This window comes from Leptothoe sp. EHU-05/26/07-4 (assembly GCF_043421015.1).
GTDB classification, from domain to species: Bacteria; Cyanobacteriota; Cyanobacteriia; order Phormidesmidales; family Phormidesmidaceae; genus Leptothoe; species Leptothoe turfae.
In genome coordinates this window covers 830054-846598 of the sequence record NZ_JAXSQV010000007.1, presented here as the reverse complement: position 1 = coordinate 846598, position 16545 = coordinate 830054, and the positions used below count along the sequence as shown (strand labels likewise).

15 protein-coding genes, 1 tRNA gene and 1 riboswitch are annotated in these 16545 nt (G+C 46.4%); of the genes, 8 read left to right on the top strand and 8 right to left on the bottom strand.

Annotated features, from left to right (window positions below; genetic code table 11):
- Window positions 1–93: 93 nt before the first annotated feature.
- Window positions 94–996 (bottom strand): response regulator, encoded by a 903-nt coding sequence (locus U2F10_RS28135; protein ID WP_499868244.1) that lies wholly within the window; start codon window positions 994–996, stop codon window positions 94–96.
- Window positions 997–1216: 220 nt separating this feature from the next.
- On the opposite strand from U2F10_RS28135, the gene U2F10_RS28130 reads away from it, so the two are divergent.
- The 4 genes from U2F10_RS28130 (at window position 1217) to thiC (ending at window position 5852) form a co-directional block, all read left to right on the top strand.
- Window positions 1217–1576 (top strand): VOC family protein, encoded by a 360-nt coding sequence (locus tag U2F10_RS28130; RefSeq protein WP_163663561.1) that lies wholly within the window; start codon window positions 1217–1219, stop codon window positions 1574–1576.
- Window positions 1577–1691: 115 nt separating this feature from the next.
- Window positions 1692–2627 (top strand): GDSL-type esterase/lipase family protein, encoded by a 936-nt coding sequence (locus tag U2F10_RS28125; protein ID WP_163663563.1) that lies wholly within the window; start codon window positions 1692–1694, stop codon window positions 2625–2627.
- Between the two features lie 86 nt (window positions 2628–2713).
- A riboswitch (TPP riboswitch) is annotated at window positions 2714–2810 on the top strand.
- Between the two features lie 104 nt (window positions 2811–2914).
- Entirely contained in the window at window positions 2915–4423 is a 1509-nt protein-coding gene (locus U2F10_RS28120) for a sodium:solute symporter family transporter (protein ID WP_163663565.1), read from the top strand.
- A 61-nt stretch (window positions 4424–4484) separates the two neighbouring features.
- A complete protein-coding gene (thiC, locus tag U2F10_RS28115) occupies window positions 4485–5852 on the top strand; it encodes a phosphomethylpyrimidine synthase (protein ID WP_499062137.1) in 1368 nt (455 codons plus the stop codon).
- 144 nt (window positions 5853–5996) lie between these two features.
- Here thiC and U2F10_RS28110 read toward each other — a convergent pair whose 3' ends face one another.
- The 5 genes from U2F10_RS28110 to pyrE form a co-directional block, all read right to left on the bottom strand.
- Window positions 5997–8474, bottom strand: a complete 2478-nt coding sequence (locus tag U2F10_RS28110) for a hybrid sensor histidine kinase/response regulator (protein WP_163698765.1) — start codon at window positions 8472–8474, stop codon at window positions 5997–5999.
- A 30-nt stretch (window positions 8475–8504) separates the two neighbouring features.
- On the bottom strand, window positions 8505–9071 hold the full coding sequence (locus U2F10_RS28105) for a putative pterin-binding protein (RefSeq protein WP_163663571.1): 567 nt from the start codon (window positions 9069–9071) through the stop codon (window positions 8505–8507).
- Window positions 9072–9373: 302 nt separating this feature from the next.
- Window positions 9374–9724 carry a hypothetical protein gene (locus U2F10_RS28100; RefSeq protein WP_499062139.1) on the bottom strand — a complete coding sequence of 117 codons (351 nt, stop codon included), beginning with the start codon at window positions 9722–9724 and terminating at the stop codon, window positions 9374–9376.
- Window positions 9721–11586 carry a phosphatase PAP2 family protein gene (locus U2F10_RS28095; protein ID WP_499873933.1) on the bottom strand — a complete coding sequence of 622 codons (1866 nt, stop codon included), beginning with the start codon at window positions 11584–11586 and terminating at the stop codon, window positions 9721–9723. The genes U2F10_RS28100 and U2F10_RS28095 overlap by 4 nt, the downstream gene beginning before the upstream one ends.
- 178 nt (window positions 11587–11764) lie before the next feature.
- Window positions 11765–12367: an orotate phosphoribosyltransferase gene (pyrE, locus tag U2F10_RS28090; protein WP_163663577.1), complete on the bottom strand. Its 603-nt coding sequence runs from the start codon at window positions 12365–12367 to the stop codon at window positions 11765–11767.
- A gap of 242 nt (window positions 12368–12609) precedes the next feature.
- Here pyrE and U2F10_RS28085 point away from each other — a divergent pair, with 242 nt between their 5' ends.
- Window positions 12610–13041 (top strand): hypothetical protein, encoded by a 432-nt coding sequence (locus tag U2F10_RS28085; protein ID WP_163663579.1) that lies wholly within the window; start codon window positions 12610–12612, stop codon window positions 13039–13041.
- Window positions 13042–13082: 41 nt separating this feature from the next.
- On the opposite strand, the gene U2F10_RS28080 is transcribed toward U2F10_RS28085, so the two are convergent.
- Window positions 13083–13155: transfer RNA gene (locus tag U2F10_RS28080), tRNA-Ile, on the bottom strand.
- A gap of 176 nt (window positions 13156–13331) precedes the next feature.
- Between U2F10_RS28080 and U2F10_RS28075 the strand changes: the two genes are divergently transcribed.
- The 3 genes from U2F10_RS28075 (at window position 13332) to U2F10_RS28065 (ending at window position 16274) form a co-directional block, all read left to right on the top strand.
- On the top strand, window positions 13332–13592 hold the full coding sequence (locus U2F10_RS28075) for a hypothetical protein (RefSeq protein WP_006517683.1): 261 nt from the start codon (window positions 13332–13334) through the stop codon (window positions 13590–13592).
- Window positions 13593–13640: 48 nt separating this feature from the next.
- A complete protein-coding gene (locus U2F10_RS28070) occupies window positions 13641–15032 on the top strand; it encodes a hemolysin family protein (protein WP_163663581.1) in 1392 nt (463 codons plus the stop codon).
- Window positions 15033–15215: 183 nt separating this feature from the next.
- Window positions 15216–16274 (top strand): Gfo/Idh/MocA family oxidoreductase, encoded by a 1059-nt coding sequence (locus tag U2F10_RS28065; RefSeq protein WP_163663583.1) that lies wholly within the window; start codon window positions 15216–15218, stop codon window positions 16272–16274.
- Here U2F10_RS28065 and U2F10_RS28060 read toward each other — a convergent pair.
- Window positions 16264–16524, bottom strand: coding sequence for a hypothetical protein (locus U2F10_RS28060; protein WP_163663585.1), 261 nt, complete (start codon window positions 16522–16524; stop codon window positions 16264–16266). The two genes, U2F10_RS28065 and U2F10_RS28060, sit on opposite strands and share 11 nt — an antisense overlap.
- Window positions 16525–16545 lie beyond the last annotated feature (21 nt).

The window sequence follows — 16545 nt, the reverse complement described above, 5'->3', positions numbered from 1 at the left end:
CTTCCTACGGACAAGTGTGATCAGCGACCCTAGCATACAATTGATGCTGACTACGGCAACTGAATCCGCCTTTTATCATACTGCCGCTTGAGCCTATTGAGAGCGGACTGCAACTAGAGCTTGAGCCATTTGATTCGTTGCAATCGTTAGAATATTGCTGACATCAGTGAGCGTGCGATAGCTGTGGGCCCAATGGAGTGACACCACTGCTAACAGACGTTCTTGAAATATGATAGGGGCAACTAAATGAGCTCGTGTACCTGTTGCCTCGTAGAGATGATCATTGACGTTGCTAGCGCTCACGTCGGGCAAGGTTTGCAGAGTACGAGTTGCCATTACCGCCTGCACTAACGGGTTACTGTCTAGGCTTTGACCACCCAAGTTGCCAAACGTAGCCGTTGCCCCATTGTCTACACACTTGATGACACATAGCTGAGCTGATAGCGTTTGTCCCCATCCATCAGCAATAAACTGTAGTGCCTCGCTTTCCTGCATCGCCATGTGGGCAATCTCAGCGACTCTGCCCATGAGCTGAGATTGCCGATCAGCAACATACAGTGCATGATGACTTTCCTTAAGCAGCTCATAGGTGTCGGCAGCCTTTTGAACTAGCTGTTTTAGAATATTTGGCTCCCAAGGCTTAGTAATATAGCGATAGACTTGGCCATTGTTAATGGCTTGAACCAAATCTGTAACGTCTGTAAACCCTGTAAGAATAATACGAACCGTGTCCGGAAAGTCAGGCACCGTCTTACTCAGGAACTCAGTGCCGCTCATATCAGGCATCCGCTGATCAGAGATAATGACCGCAACTTCGCCATCATCTTCTAATACCTCTAATGCTTTTCTGCCGCTCTCAGCTCTCAAAACCTGATATTCGCGACGGAATGTGCGGTATAGCAAGTCTAAATTGTCGGGTTCATCATCGACAACTAGAAGCCGAGGTTTTTGCCTGGTCAAAACTTGTGCTGCATTTAAAGGACTGACTGTGTTCATAAAGACTTGCAGGAGTACACAGAGAGGGCTACTCACAGGATAACGATACCCATCGAATCACACCAGACTGTGTTTGACTGATGATATTAGTAAACCCAGGTTAATTCTGGAGTAACGATTGATAGAAGTTATCTGGCTAGTGATGCAATATACCTGAACTGTCAAGCTAACCCCAACTGCGGCTAGCTACAATAAGGAAGCTGACTAGAAAATTTAAGAGATGTTACAGTCAATTCTGCATGCCGCCATCAACGTTTCAAATCTGGCAACAGCAGAACATTTCTATGGAACAGTCCTTGGACTAACCAAAGTAGAACGAACCCTGAAATTTGCTGGAGCATGGTACCAGCTAGGCTCTTTTCAAATCCACCTAATTGTAGCGGAGCGTGATTATTCTCAGCCAGCCCCTGATGAAAAGTGGGGGCGTCAAGCACATTTAGCATTTGCAATTACAGATTTAGACGTTGCCAAACAGCGATTAAAGTTAGCTCATATACCGATGCAAGCCAGTTCGTCTGGTCGTGCAGCGATATTTGTCCAAGACCCAGATGGTCATGTTATTGAATTGAGCCAACTGTAAAATATCAGATTAAATTGCCTATAGCGCAATGCTGGCAAAATGTTTATATGGGGGCATGGTAGCGTGAAGATTAATTCTTATTCTTGATATTTTTCTTTCTAAACGGGGGCTATCCGTGAAGTTTGTTATTTTAGGATTGCTTTTTGCTTTAGTAGGATTTCTCTTAGTGGAGTTAGCCCTGAAGCTCTTGTTTGGGTTTGGCAATCCACCTCTCTATGTAGCTGATGATACTATCGGGTATCTGTTAGCCCCCAATCAGCGAGTGCGACGCTTCGGTAATTTAATTAACATCAATCAATATTCCATGCGGTCGAATGAGATTGAAAAAACTCGACCGTTGAATATTCTAAGGGTATTTCTAATTGGCGACTCTATTGTTAACGGAAATTGGTGGACCGATCAATCTTCTACATTATCGGTAAGACTAGAGAATAGCCTTCTTCAATATGATGAGATACAGTGGGCTGAAGTGCTCAATGCATCTGCCAATTCATGGGGACCTCGCAACGAACTGGCTTATCTACAAAAATTTGGAATCTTTGAGTCACAAATTGTCATACTGGTGATCAACACTGATGATCTCTTTGGTGTCCAGCCTAATTCGCTTCAGGTGGGTAAAGACCGCAGTTATCCAAATCAAAAGCCTTTGCTTGCTATCTTAGAAATCTTTAACCGCTTTAAGAAACAACAACCTATTCCAGGTTTAAAAGAGGTTCAGAACGAGAAAGGAGATCGCATTGGCAAAAATCTAACAGCCATTATTGAGATCAAGAAATATGTAGTTACCAACAACGGCATATTGTTGTTAGCCATGACCCCTCTTAAACGGGAGGTGCTCCATGGTCCAAGAGATTATGAGATTGTTGCCCGTGAGCGAGTGGATAAACTAGTCGCTCAGCAACAGATTCCCTATATAGATTTCTTACAACTGTTCCAAGATACCCCTATACCTGAACATCTTTATCGAGATCATATTCATCTCAGCCCCAGTGGGAATACCTTGGTGACTCAATCTTTAACCGCCCTTACCCTCGAAGTCTTGGCCAAGTAAAACCAGTTTTCTCTGAACAGCTACGTAACCTTTCTTTGCAGTGAACCCGATCCACTGCCTTCTGATAATTACTGTGATAATATCAATCACATAGCTAGGGGTGCCCACTCAAACGGGCTGAGATTATACCCTCGGAACCTGAGTCTGGGTCATGCCAGCGTAGGGAAGCAGCCGATTTAGTTGACTGTTACTGCTGAATGCATCCGTGGGAAAGTCAAGGGGTGATATCTGTTATCTACAGACTATGCTCATCGCTCCTAGTATTCTGCCCAACGCAATGAGGAAGCATGGTGTCCATAGGAGCGATCGCGCTACTAGTGACTCTAGTAACGGCAGCAGCATTTACCCTACTTGGTGTGCTTTATGCTGGGCGTCAACGGATTGATTTAGAAAGCTACATGGTCAATCGCAACCAGGTTGGTGGTTGGTCAGCCTTGGCAACGGTGACGGCTTCAGCTTTGGGAGCCTGGATTTTATTTAGTCCCCAGGAGGCAGGCTCCGCGTTTGGTGGAGTGTCAGCTATTTTGGGTTATTGTCTTGGTTCAGCAGGGGCCGTGGCCTTATTTTTTATCGTAGGGCCAAGACTACGCCACCTAATGCCCCAGGGTCATTCCCTAAATGAGTATGTAAAGCATCGCTTTGGCGGCCCCATGTACTGGCTGGTGGAGACGGTAATTGTTTTTTACATGTTTATTTACCTGGCAGCAGAGCTAACAGCTATTGCCAAGGCATTGCAGCTAGTGGCCGATGTTCCTCTAGGAGTCACCGCTCTGGTAGTGATTACAGCAGTGTTTATTTACACGACGGTAGGAGGTTTAGGCACCACTATCTTGACTGATGTGGTTCAGTTTGTGGTGATTGTGCCCTTGTTGTTGATCTGCTCAGGGATGATTGTTGTGGCTTTGGGGGGGACAGATGCCTTTATTGCTGTTTCTGCTCAGCAGCCCGAGCTATTATCCTTGGGCAACATTGATGGTGTTCGCTTTGGAGCCACACTGATCATTGCTATTGTTGCCGCAGAGGTTTTTAATCAGGGCAACTGGCAACGAGTTTATGCCTGTCGTGACAGCCAAACAGTGCGTCGAGCTTTTCTGGGGTCGGCAGTTATCATTTTGCCACTGATCTTTATTGCAGGCTTGTTAGGTGTGTTGGCAGTTCCCTTAGCAGCAGAACAACCGGACATTATTGGTGCAACTGCGTTCTTTGGTTTGTTGAGCCAACTCGCGATGCCTGGTTGGGTGTTAGTCAGTGTGATTGTATTGGCTCTGGTTCTAGTAATGAGCAGCCTGGACACCATGCTCAATGGTATTTCAAGTGTGTTCACGCTAGATCTTATGCGCGTGTTGCCTGACCCGTCAGCGAAGAATGTGCTGAGAGTTTCACGAATTTTAACTGTTTTGATAGGGGTGCCTGCGATCGCAATTGCCTCCCAAGGCTACAGCGTACTGTATTTATTTTTTGTTGCCGATTTGATTTGTGCAGCCGTCTTATTCCCCATGCTATATGGTTTATACAGTCGCCATCTTACAGGGTGTAATGCCTTTGTTAGCTCGCTCATAGGGATGGTGGCAGGATTACTGTTTTTTCAAAAACCAGACTTTTCACCCTTATTTCCAATGGTGCCTGGTAGTGCAGATCTACTCCATAGCTTTGCAGCAGCGCTGATTACTTCAACAGTGGTCACACTAGTTTGGACTACCTTAGCAAAACAAAATGGTACAGCTCCCGTTTTTAATTACGATCAGCTACAAGCTACACCTTATGTAGCTCAAGCTGAAGACAGCTTGCCAGCCTAATTCCTGGGCCGACCTGGCCAAGTCGTCACCATTTGTTACCCCACTTTATTTTGGTTTAAAGATGAGAACAAACTGGATTACCCCCCGTCGAGGACAAGCGAATGTTACCCAGATGCACTATGCGCGTCAGGGCATGATCACAGAGGAAATGGCGTATGTAGCTAAGAGAGAGAATCTACCTGCTGATCTGATTAAAGAAGAAGTTGCTCGGGGACGGATGATTATTCCAGCCAATATCAACCATCCCAATCTAGAGCCTATGGCTATTGGCATTGCCAGTAAGTGCAAGGTGAATGCCAATATTGGTGCTTCTCCCAATTCTTCTGATATCAGCGAAGAGTTGGACAAAATGTACCTTGCTGTGAAATACGGTGCTGATACCGTGATGGATCTCTCCACAGGTGGTGGCAACCTAGATGAGATTCGTACTGCCATTATTAATGCTGCTCCCGTTCCCATCGGTACAGTTCCCATCTATCAAGCGTTAGAAAGTGTCCATGGCAGCATTGAAAATCTCTCTGAGGATGATTTTCTTCACATCATTGAGAAGCACGCTCAGCAGGGCGTGGACTATATGACCATCCATGCAGGACTACTGATTGAATACTTACCGTTGGTGAAAAATCGCATTACCGGTATTGTTTCTCGGGGTGGTGGCATTATTGCCCAATGGATGTTGCATCACCATAAGCAAAATCCTCTTTATAGCCGATTTGATGACATCATCGAAATTTTCAAAAAGTATGATGTTTCCTTTAGTCTTGGTGACTCTTTACGTCCGGGTTGTCTCCATGATGCTTCGGATGAGGCGCAGCTATCAGAACTAAAAACACTTGGTCAGCTGACCCGACGTGCTTGGGAACACGATGTCCAGGTGATGGTGGAAGGGCCTGGTCACGTTCCCATGGACCAAATTGAGTTTAACGTACGCAAACAAATGGAAGAGTGCTCAGAAGCGCCATTCTATGTGCTGGGACCCTTAGTAACTGACATTGCTCCCGGGTACGATCACATTACCTCCGCCATTGGTGCAGCTATGGCGGGCTGGTATGGAACCTCTATGCTCTGCTATGTAACCCCCAAAGAACATCTAGGTTTACCCAATGCTGAAGATGTCCGCGATGGCTTAATTGCTTATAAGATTGCAGCCCATGCAGCTGACATTGCGCGCCATCGTCCGGGAGCTCGCGATCGCGATGATGAACTTTCCCACGCTCGCTACAACTTTGACTGGAATAAACAATTTGAACTGTCCTTAGATCCTGAGCGTGCTCGTGAGTATCACGATGAAACACTACCGGCTGATATCTACAAGACAGCTGAGTTTTGCTCTATGTGTGGTCCTAAGTTCTGTCCGATGCAGACTAAAGTAGACGCAGACAAACTCACAGAACTAGAGAAGTTCTTAGCTAAAGCAGCAACAGTGTAAAGACATCTGAGACTTTCTTTATGAAGTAAGATGTTGATGGGTTAAATAATATTTGGGAAGAAAGGTAGCGGCTTGATGCTGCTCCTTTCTTTTATCTGGAGAGACATTGGTTTCTGTATGCTTCACATAGGTTTTCTATGGCAGTTACATATTTGTCAGATGTTGTTGCAGGAGTTCTTCAATTTCTTCGACTTGAAATTGTTTGGCCAGCTGTAGAATGGTTTCGGCAAAGACGAGATATCGTTGATCTGTAGCCACTAACTGTTCGACTTGCGATCGCAACACCTTTAAATTAGCTTTTCGTGCGTGAGTAAACAGCATCTCTAATGTTTGCCTTGGAGGTAAGATGAGTTCAGCATTGGCAGATGCTGCTTGTAGGGGACTATCCTGCTGAGATTGGTAGATCCACTCTAATTTCAAATGAGTTAACAGGATCTCGAATAAATGAGTCTCATCTACAGGCTTAGCTATGAAACCATCGCTGCCTTGAGCTAGGGCTTTTTGCTGGTCACTTTGGGATACTGAGGCTGACGAGACAATAACCTTGACTTGTTTGAGGTCCTCAGAATTACGAATGCGCTTTAAAAACTCAAACCCATCCATTGTGGGCATCACTAAGTCAGTAATCACTAAATCAGGAGACCCGGAGCCAAGTATGTCCAGCCCCTCTTGACCATTTTCAGCTTCAACAATATCGAAACCTAATGGCTTTAGTAGATTCCTTAAAACAACACGATTTTCCCAATGATCGTCCACTACTAATATTTGACGACGACGACCCTTGTAACCAATTATATGACGGATGTTGAAGGTTATTGGTCGTTCCTTACATTGCTGCGTTAAAGGAAGTTTAACCGTGAAGAAAAACTCACTACCCTCTCCAATTTGACTGCGTACTTGGATAGTACCTTTCATCAACTGCACAATACGTTGACTAATTGCGAGACCGAGACCTGTCCCTTCCGACTGTTTGTGACGATCACCTACTTGCTCAAATGATTGGAATAGTTTAAACAGATGAGCTTTGGCAATGCCTACCCCAGTATCAATGACTTGAAATCGTAACGATGTTTGCATCTGATCAAGCATCAGCACATCTACCTTTAGGGTGACACTCCCTTGATTGGTAAATTTGATAGCATTGCCCAATAAGTTAATTAAAATTTGCCGTAGACGCTTGTCATCAACGATGACCCCAGTTGGCAATTGAGGGTTGGGCTGATAAATCAATCTCAGGTTTTTTTCGTCAGCGCGAATTTTGCATATTTCCACAACACTTTTGAGTAGTGCTGGTAAATCTACTGCAACAGGTATTAACTCCAGTTTACGAGCTTCGATTTTAGCTAGATCTAAAATGTCATTGATCAAGGTGAGCAGGTGGGTTCCGCATTGATGGATAACACTAATTCCATTACGTTCTCGTGCAGTTAACGTTTGGCTTCTTCTCAAAATTTGAGAATAGCCAAGAATACCATTCAGAGGCGTGCGAAGTTCATGGCTCATGTTAGCCAAAAATTCACTTTTTGCCTGATTTGCAACTTCTGCCTTTTGTTTTGCGATTTTGAGTTCTTCTTCAGACCGCTTTCGGGCAGTCACATCGGTCAGCATACAGAGTGTCCCCGTATGTTGGCCAATGTCATCGAAAATTGGAGTGCCATTGGTCAACAGCCATAAAGTCTTTCCATCTGGCCGCATTAACTGTAGGTCATGGGGCACTCGCGACCCCCGTTGAAGAGCAGTCAAATACTCACGGACTTTAAGTTTATCTTCACGGGAAGCAAGAAAATCCCATAAGCTAGCTTCCTTTAGCTTTATCTCATCGAGGCCTAAGATATCTGCCATTTTGCAATTGGCAAAGGTAGTTTTTCCTTGGGGGTCTAAGAGCCAAATACCTTCTTCAGCAGTTTCAATAATACGGCGATATTGCTCCTCTTGCTCTCGAATGGTGGCGAGAATTCGCTGACGTTCTTGAATGAATTGGGCTGTATTAATAATTGCAAAGCAGATAAAAATGAGAAATAAGATAGAAATGACTGTAATAAGCTGAATTGCGCCAGATCGTAGATTTACCAACTGTACATACTGATCTCGTCTCTGATGAGAGTGTTTATTGCCCAGATCATTGATTAGGTACTCAAAGTCGACAAGCTGTTCGTAAAGCTGAGTTTGTAATGCATCATTTGTAGAATCAGTAATCCAGTGATTCAGGTTTACCTCTAATATTTGCCAGGCACGGTCAAATTCAGTGAGCTTACTAGCAAGTTCAGGAGGTAGATCGCTACTGATATGATGCTTTTGAATTACCCTCAGACGACTCTTCACAAGATCAACTTGTTGCTTAATAGCAATCACGTCAAGGTCGCCATGTCTAGCTCTAGCTAGAACGGCTAATCGTAAAACTTCCCGGTTCAATTGATTGACCCCCCGCTCAGAACGATTGAGGCCACTGGTTAGGAGTTCATCTTGGGCTTTTAAGTAATCAATCAGGTTGAGACCGCTGAAAGTAATGGCTCCAAATAATCCCACCGAGATTGTTGCCAGCATCACGATTTTGGTCTGAAAACTTTTGAAGCCTTTCCCAGGCATAAGTTTGGTTTCTACCGGAGTCAAAGGTATACGCATGACAACTATCGCATAAACCTTGAAGTATCACTACTCTTTCACGGTAATGTTCTTAATTTGCCATACCCAATAGGAATCTGTACCCAGCTCAAATTTGTAGTCATTGTAGGGAAAAACGAGCATGGCCGGGCCACGATAATCGGGAGTCATGTATTCATCATCTTGTTGTAATGCAAAAATGACTGGATAGTCACGAACTAAATGGATGGGGACATCTACTTGAAAATCATTTAAGGCAAGCACACCCAGCACGCTGGCTTCAGGAGGAACTTGCCATAATTCCAGTAGATCTTTCATCAAGACCCCTTTAAATGTGTGTTCTTCTTTTTCAAATGGATCTTGAACAGTATATTCCACCAGTCCTACTGACTCAATGGTGGGAATATCCATGATGATCTTTTGGCCATCATTCGTTGCACCAATTTTACCTGAGACTGTTAAGATTACATCTTCCTGGGGCTTAGGAATTGCGCTACCGGCCTTGAGAATAGGTGTTTCTAAGCGAGTGTAAACCGAGTCAAACTTAGGTTGGGTTGCACATCCAACAACCGCAGCTAGCATTAGGGGATAAAGGATGGACTGAAGCGTAAATTTCATGGGTTCCCTCGCATGCTGATCAAGGCTTTGCTCAAGGAGCTTTTAACTTAACGTGCCCTCAAGCCAGAGGTTATTAACGCAGCATTATCCTAAAATTGGCTGACTTTAATGATGGCAGATATGCATGAAAGGACTTGAACTTTAAATACTAGGAAACCGGAAGTTTGGCGAGGGGCAACCTTCGAAACTTCCGGCATAGGGGTTTTATCTGTGCTGTCCTTAGGGGTTTGAAGAGAGCTGTTTATCTCTCTTGTTCTTGATTCCAAACTGCCTATAGCATTTAATTCAGTCAGACTGTCCTGTCATAGGAGTCGATTTAGCAAAAGCAGGCCACTGAGAACAGTAGCTAATGCTAATAGCCACTGCCAGGGTTGATTCAAGGTTTCTAGGAGTCTGGCAAAACTCTTATAAAACTGAACGATGTCTGCGAACAAACTAGTTTTATGGGGGGGAGTGATGGGAGGATCTACATCCTTAGGAGGAAGCGTGGGAGGGTCTATCTCCTTGCAGGGTAGCTCTTGTGGAGAGCCATAGGGATGCAGGGGGCGACGTACGGATGCGACAGGAGCAAACTCTCCACGATACTGTTTCGTAGCCGCCCGCCCCCGCAAGGGGGGCTTTACCTTCGATGCATGACGGGGTAAACGGGTCATCGGCGGCCAATCCTGACAACATCACCATCAAATGTGGGCACAGAGAGCACAAACGGATCGGTAGAGTAGGTTAAGGCCTGTTCTTCAAGGATACCGAGGGCGATCTCTTCACCCATACGTAAACTATCGTAGTAGTCACTAAAGTAGTGGACTCCAGCCATATCACGACCAATAGAGATATTCGCTGCAAGCTTGTTTAGTTCACCCTCTAGGGTGAGAAACTCACTGCAAGTAGACTCCACAAGACACCCTGTAGGTGCACCTTCGCCCGTAGAAGGATGGGAGAGGTCAGGTGCACGGAAAACAACAGGTTTGTCACCGTGTTCTTCACGCTTGAAAGCGATCGCACCGCCCTTAGTTTTAGCCAAAACAGCACTGGTATCAAAGAAGGCTTTAAGAATGGTGACACAGGCCCCTGCAACAGTGGCATGACCTGCGCCATAGGCAGGGTGCATAGGTGAGCCTTCTGGAAACGCCATGGGTAAGAAATGGGTGCCACAACCAGGGCCATTTGCGATCGCGGTTAGAGTACGTCCCAAAGCATCTCTTAGGACACCAATGTCTGATGCTAATGCTGTAGGAACTTTGGCACCACAGCGTAGTAGCTCAAGTTTGCCAGCCAACGCCTCGGGGCGCAGACGAATATGACTGTTGAACTTCTGGAAACGAACTGCTTTTAGACCTCGGGTCGCCACTTCTGTTACAAGATTGAGAATGTGGGGGCCACCATAAAGCGCGAACCCCCCTGCATTACGAGACGTTTTCGTGTGGCCAACAAAAGTCGCCCCCCCTGAGAGTTGATCAAATCCCGGATCAAAGGGGGTGCCCATGCCTAGCAGGATGATGCAAGCATTTAAGTAGGCTTCGTATAACGCATCATAATGGACATAAGTGGCCAAGTCACGAAGTGTAGAAATAAATCGACGGGGAGGGCGAGCTGGCGCTGAAACAGGTTGACCTTTTTTGGCACCGTAGGTTTCCCTAGGAGGCTTGATACCACGCTGTACCTTCACATACTCAGGCATGGTAATCATGTAGTTTTTGCACGGTTCAGCAATAGGAACCTTCTGGTCGATTTGCAGGACACCATAGGTAATTTTGCCTTCGACGACGCGTCCCCCACCATTACCATCCTCATCTTGATTGACATCTGTATTACCAATCAGCAAAAACTGAGAGAGATATGGACCGACTTCAACACCGGGAGAAGAACCACGAAAGACTGTTTGAGGGTCGAATTCTTTATCATTATTGACCTTACGAGGGCGACCGGTTTGATTACTTACGTAGCTTAGAGTGTTGAGACGCGAGATCGCACTATCAATCTCTCCTGTGGATTTGCCATTTTCAAAGGCATTAAATGGCTGATCACGGAGAATAGCTAGCTCATAAACTTCAGCCATTTCCAAGGCAAGCTCTGGATTAACATTGCCATGCTCATCCAACAGTGGTGGTGCAGGCGGCATGGTGACTGCCTGGGCATCAGGACCTTGTAGCCCATAAACGACACCAGCGGTAGGTGCTTCCCACTGTCTTAACTTGTCAGTAATCTCTACATCTGTCTCAGGGACAACCTCACCTGCATAGTTCACTTGGAACTTGGCACCGTGACGGACGCGATCTGTAAAAGGATCAATAAAGCCATCGTCAATGGCCCGGCGAAACTCCACGAAATCTTGAGGATCTTGCAGTAAGCCTGTGTCAGGATTATGGGGTAGTCCTTTGGTAAAGGACATAAAATACTGGGCTCCAGCGTAGCGCTGTTCATCCCCATTAGCTTTATGGGTGGGGTACTCGCGACTTCTAGCTAGTTCGGCTGCTTCCAGACGAACAGCATAGGACTCTTGGCGACGATCAGACATATGAATCTTCCTACACGAAACGTTAGATCCTACGGATGCTCATGGCACCGAAAATCTAAAAACGATGTATCTGATTCAAATCTAAAAGCCGTGAAAGCAATCGCCAGTACCCTTAGGGGTAATTTCAAATATTCTTGAAATTTATTACTTTGTTCCGGAATTTGCTAAACAACCGATGCTAAGCAGATTGAAGGTTTAGGGCTTTCCAGCGTGCTTGGATTTCGCTGATTGTGAAAACTGCTTTAAAGTCAATATTTTCCTGAGCATAGTGCTCAGCTCCCCCTTGCTGTCGATCGACCAAAGAAATTACCTGTTTGACGGTGTAACCAGCTGCTCTCAGACGGACGATAGCCTTCATAGCGGACTGTCCGGTGGTAACAACATCTTCCAAAATGACAACATTGCTATTCTCAGGTAGGACGGGACCTTCAATGTAGGCTTGGGTGCCATGGCCTTTGGCTTCTTTGCGCACAATGAGAGGAGTTATAGAACGTCCTGTATAGGCTGCAACAACGCTGACTGCGGTAACAATTGGATCAGCACCCAAGGTAAGACCGCCAACACCAACAACGTTGTCATCTAAATAATCAAGCATGACTTGCCCCACCATCTGCACACCTTGAGGGTGCAAGGTAACCAATTTCCCATTGATGTAATAGGTACTCTGTTGCCCTGAGGACAGGATGAAATCGCCCTCTTTGTAAGCATCTGTGCAGATCAAATCAAGCAACTGCTGTTTAACGGTGGTGAGATCAGTGGAGACGGTGGACGAAGGAGCCATGGTGTTAGAGATCACTGGATGGGATGGGTACTTTTGAAAAAGCGTTGACTAATGTTGTGCATTATGTGTCTATGAAGCATTGCAAAAGTGATTAAAACGGATAAGATAGAGGCCAACTTTTGTTGATAACTCTGCTTTAGCTTTTGGTGGCTTCATTATTGACTGCTGAATAATGCTTAGCTAGTTTATCGATTTTTATGAACCGGGGTACTATATGCCCCAAATTGTGAGGTGGACCCATCATGAAACTTAAGGGATTAGTACTCAGTACTGCGGTTGCGATCGCAGCCTTGTCAGCCATGGCCAGCCGCGCCAACGCACAGAACGCAACGTTTACCGAGCCAACTGTGCTTGAAACAATGGATGACATTAACACTCGTCACAGCGGTAGCTATAGACGAGATCGCAGCATTGGTCGTCAGGCGGCTCATATTTTTGGCTTTGGGATTCCAGGACGGGCAGCTTTCCCTGAATTGGAGTTAGATCGCAACAGTGCTGGGCTTAATGAAGCCTATAACGAACTCATGTTTCTTCAAACCCGCAATACCCCAGCGATTCGAGTACCTGATCTGGCTAATCCTTACAACACCTCACTTCAGATGCTGCCTGGTTCCCAAGCAGGCAGCCGAGTAGTCGGCACTGAGCTAAACTTTGAGCCGTTGCCAAGACGTTAATAAAAAGCCCCGGTGTCTTAAAGGCATCGGGGCTTTTACAATCCAGGGTGCAGGAATCGAACCTGCCTAAGGCGAATTATGAGTTCGCTGCCTAATCCGCTCGGCCAACCCTGGCTATAGAAAGTATATCTATTAGGCCTGTTATATCATAGTCAACTCCTGAAAATAGATGAGTAACAGTTTTTGATATATTTAAATTTAAGCGGCCCTTTCTAAGGGTACGCTAATCCATATTGCTATTTTGGCTAAGTTTTAATTTAACAGTGCCTGGCAGAATATCCCCTGACCTTATGAGAGTTAATCCAGCAATCGCGTTTACCTTGATATTGCTTGCCGCTATGTTTGGTTCAGGCATTGTTAGCGCATCTTGGGGATATTCCTTGGGGCGGCAAGCCCTGACCGGTATTCGCCAACCAGAAACTCGTCCTGCCAGCGCTTCAACGGGTAGCCGAGATACCACCCAAACGAGTGACTTTGTCTTGCTGAAGGAGGAGGATATCCTCAAAAACATCAAGGCTCGTATTGAAGGTGGCTTGGATACTGCTGAGTAGTCGAAAAATGGGACAAATAGATGAACCACCCCCCCCAAGGGGCTGTCAATGGTTGTGCAGGGTTTCATGATTGACGGCGGTGGGTTACCCATTGGCGCTACAGGTATCATGGCCCGTCTGCTGGCAATCGTGGCGCTGATTATTCTGAATGCTTTTTTCGTGGCAGCAGAATTTTCTATTGTTTCGGTGCGGCGCTCTCGGATTAATCAGCTGGCCTCAGTTGGTGATGTCCAGGCACAAACCGTTCAAAGTCTTCAGCAGAGCATTGACCGCCTGCTGCCTACGACCCAAATTGGTATTACCTTGGCTAGCCTAGCCCTAGGCTGGATTGGGGAAGACACCCTAGCGGTCTTGCTGCATCACTGGTTACGGCAGCTGCCTATTCCTGTCTCGTTTTTTTCCCATGGGCTAGCACTGATGTTAGCGTTTTGGAGTCTGGCCTATTTACAGATTGTTCTGGGGGAATTGATTCCCAAATCATTGGCCTTGAGCTATTCGGAACAAGCAGCGCGGCTGTTAGGGCCTGTCAGCCTTACCGTGGCTCGATTGTTTTCACCCGTTGTATGGCTTCTCAATTTTTCCACCCAAGGCTTACTTAAACTGGTGGGATTACAGGAGCGACGTCAGTCGGATACTCAGCTCACGTCAGATGAGCTGCAAATGATTATCAGGACGCCAACAGCGGTGCTTGACCTGGATCAAGAAGAACGGGATATTCTCAATAATGTCTTTGAGTCCAGGGATTTTACAGTGGAAGACATCATGGTGCCGCGAACCCAAGTTGTGGCCCTAGACGATACAGCGACCTGGCAGGATTTACTGAATATCGTGGTAGAGACAGGATATTCTCAGTTTCCTTTGGTCGGCGAGTCTTTGGATAGTATCAGCGGCATTCTTGATTTTAAGGCGATGGCTGAGCCTCTGGCGAAAGGGCAGCTGACCTATGCAACCGAGATCCGTCCGTGGATGAAAGCTGCACGGGTGGTGCCAACAGATTTACCACTGAGCGACTTACTCAGCCGGATGCAGCGATTAAATCATTCAATGATGATTGTGGTGGATAACTATGGTGGCACGGCTGGATTGGTGACTTGGGCAGATGTAACGGCTGAGCTGATTGGTGACGAAGAGGTGATGCTAGCGGGAGACATTACCTATGTAGATGACCACTCAGCTTTAGTGCCTGCTCAAATGGAAATTGATGCGGTCAATAAGCAGTTTACGTTGGCACTGCCCACCACCGATGATTATCAAACTCTGGCAGGGTTTGTCATCCATTCATTGCAGAAAATCCCTGAAGCAGGGGAGCAGTTGAACTATGGTGATGACCTTGTTTTCACGGTGAAAACGGTTAAAGGTCCGAAGTTAGAGCAGATTCAGATCACACGTCATAATGTGCCACTACGCCGTCGTATCCCTCGCAGACAGACAGGAAATTGACACAGCGGGATGGCAGATTGCTATTCCTATGGCCAAAATTCTGACAATAGAAGGACTGGTTTGACGTTATAAGTGGAGCATGCAACCAAAGAACTAAGGATTGCTGTGGTAATATCTGGTTGACTTTGAGGAAAGTAAAGTCATTCTGGGAGCAAATTGCTCTCTGGTGTGAGGGACCCTGGCGTGCAACAACGAGATTCTCAAATTGCAAGTGATAGTCACGAGGACTTGCTCCGCATTGGCGTAATTGGTGTTGGCAACATGGGTCAACACCATGCTCGTGTACTGAGTCGCATTAAAGATGTGCAGTTGGTTGGCATTGCGGATACAAATGTTGAACGTGGTTTGTCGACCGCTGGCAAGTATGGTGTGCGTTTCTTTGAAGACTATGATGAGCTGCTGAAGCATGTGGATGCCGTTTGCATTGCTGTACCCACCCGGTTTCACCATCAAGTGGGAATGGCCTGTTTGCAGGCTGGCGTGCATATGTTAATTGAAAAGCCGATTGCCGCTAATATCAGTGAAGCCGAGTCTTTAGTAAATGCTGCTGCCGAGGCAAACTGCATTTTACAAGTCGGCCATATTGAGCGTTTTAATCCGGCTTTTCAGGAATTACATAATGTCCTCAAGACCGAAAAACTACTAGCCCTTGAGGCTCGGCGCATGAGCCCTTACTCTCAACGGGCGAATGATGTCTCGGTGGTGCTCGACCTGATGATCCATGACATCGACCTGTTGCTAGAGCTGGCGGAGGCTCCGGTGGTCAAGTTGACTGCTAGCGGCAGTCGAGCTGGGGATTCGCCGTATTTAGACTATGTGACAGCCACACTGGGGTTTGCCAATGGCATTGTCGCTACTTTGACGGCCAGTAAGGTCACTCATCGCAAGATTCGTAGCATTGCGGCCCACTGCCGTAATTCCCTAACTGAGGCTGACTTTCTCAACAATGAGATTTTGATTCACCGTCAGACAACGGCGAATACGATGACAGACTATGGCCAGGTGCTCTATCGTCAGGATGGCCTGATTGAAAAGGTCTACACCAGTAATATTGAGCCCCTCCATGCAGAACTTGAGCACTTTGTGAACTGTGCCCGAGGGGGAGGGAAGCCTTCTGTAGGGGGTGAGCAAGCGCTGAAAGCGTTGCGGTTGGCAAGTCTGATTGAGCAGATGGCCCTAGATGGTCAGGCTTGGAAGACGGATGATGAAATGGCAGGGGTGTTGCAGGCCGTTACGGTATAGCGGTAATAACAGCAGGTTCGATTGCGATCGCAATCATGCCACTATCTTTAGCCGACACACCAAAAATCACTTCACCCTCATGGGCGGTAAAAAAGCAGTGCAGGATGCCATCAACCACCCGACATAGAGCAACGGTGCCTGAACGGATCTGCCAAGCTTGCTCAGGGACGTTTAGTTCCAGGATTTCATCTTGTTGAATATGGCACGCCTTTTGAAGTGTGTCTCGGGGCTGTGCGCTCAAGGTAGACATAAGGGATATGCAAATAGACCG

Excerpts from the sequence above, each read along its gene's own strand:
- U2F10_RS28105 (WP_163663571.1), bottom strand. The coding sequence starts at position 9,071 with ATGAAATTTACGCTTCAGTCCATCCTTTATCCCCTAATGCTAGCTGCG.
- U2F10_RS28135 (WP_499868244.1), bottom strand. The coding sequence starts at position 996 with ATGAACACAGTCAGTCCTTTAAATGCAGCACAAGTTTTGACCAGGCAA.
- U2F10_RS28060 (WP_163663585.1), bottom strand. The coding sequence starts at position 16,524 with ATGTCTACCTTGAGCGCACAGCCCCGAGACACACTTCAAAAGGCGTGC.
- U2F10_RS28085 (WP_163663579.1), top strand. The coding sequence starts at position 12,610 with ATGAAACTTAAGGGATTAGTACTCAGTACTGCGGTTGCGATCGCAGCC.
- U2F10_RS28110 (WP_163698765.1), bottom strand. The coding sequence starts at position 8,474 with ATGCGTATACCTTTGACTCCGGTAGAAACCAAACTTATGCCTGGGAAA.
- U2F10_RS28075 (WP_006517683.1), top strand. The coding sequence starts at position 13,332 with ATGAGAGTTAATCCAGCAATCGCGTTTACCTTGATATTGCTTGCCGCT.
- U2F10_RS28100 (WP_499062139.1), bottom strand. The coding sequence starts at position 9,724 with ATGACCCGTTTACCCCGTCATGCATCGAAGGTAAAGCCCCCCTTGCGG.
- U2F10_RS28130 (WP_163663561.1), top strand. The coding sequence starts at position 1,217 with ATGTTACAGTCAATTCTGCATGCCGCCATCAACGTTTCAAATCTGGCA.
- U2F10_RS28120 (WP_163663565.1), top strand. The coding sequence starts at position 2,915 with ATGGTGTCCATAGGAGCGATCGCGCTACTAGTGACTCTAGTAACGGCA.
- U2F10_RS28070 (WP_163663581.1), top strand. The coding sequence starts at position 13,641 with ATGGTTGTGCAGGGTTTCATGATTGACGGCGGTGGGTTACCCATTGGC.
- thiC (WP_499062137.1), top strand. The coding sequence starts at position 4,485 with ATGAGAACAAACTGGATTACCCCCCGTCGAGGACAAGCGAATGTTACC.
- pyrE (WP_163663577.1), bottom strand. The coding sequence starts at position 12,367 with ATGGCTCCTTCGTCCACCGTCTCCACTGATCTCACCACCGTTAAACAG.
- U2F10_RS28095 (WP_499873933.1), bottom strand. The coding sequence starts at position 11,586 with ATGTCTGATCGTCGCCAAGAGTCCTATGCTGTTCGTCTGGAAGCAGCC.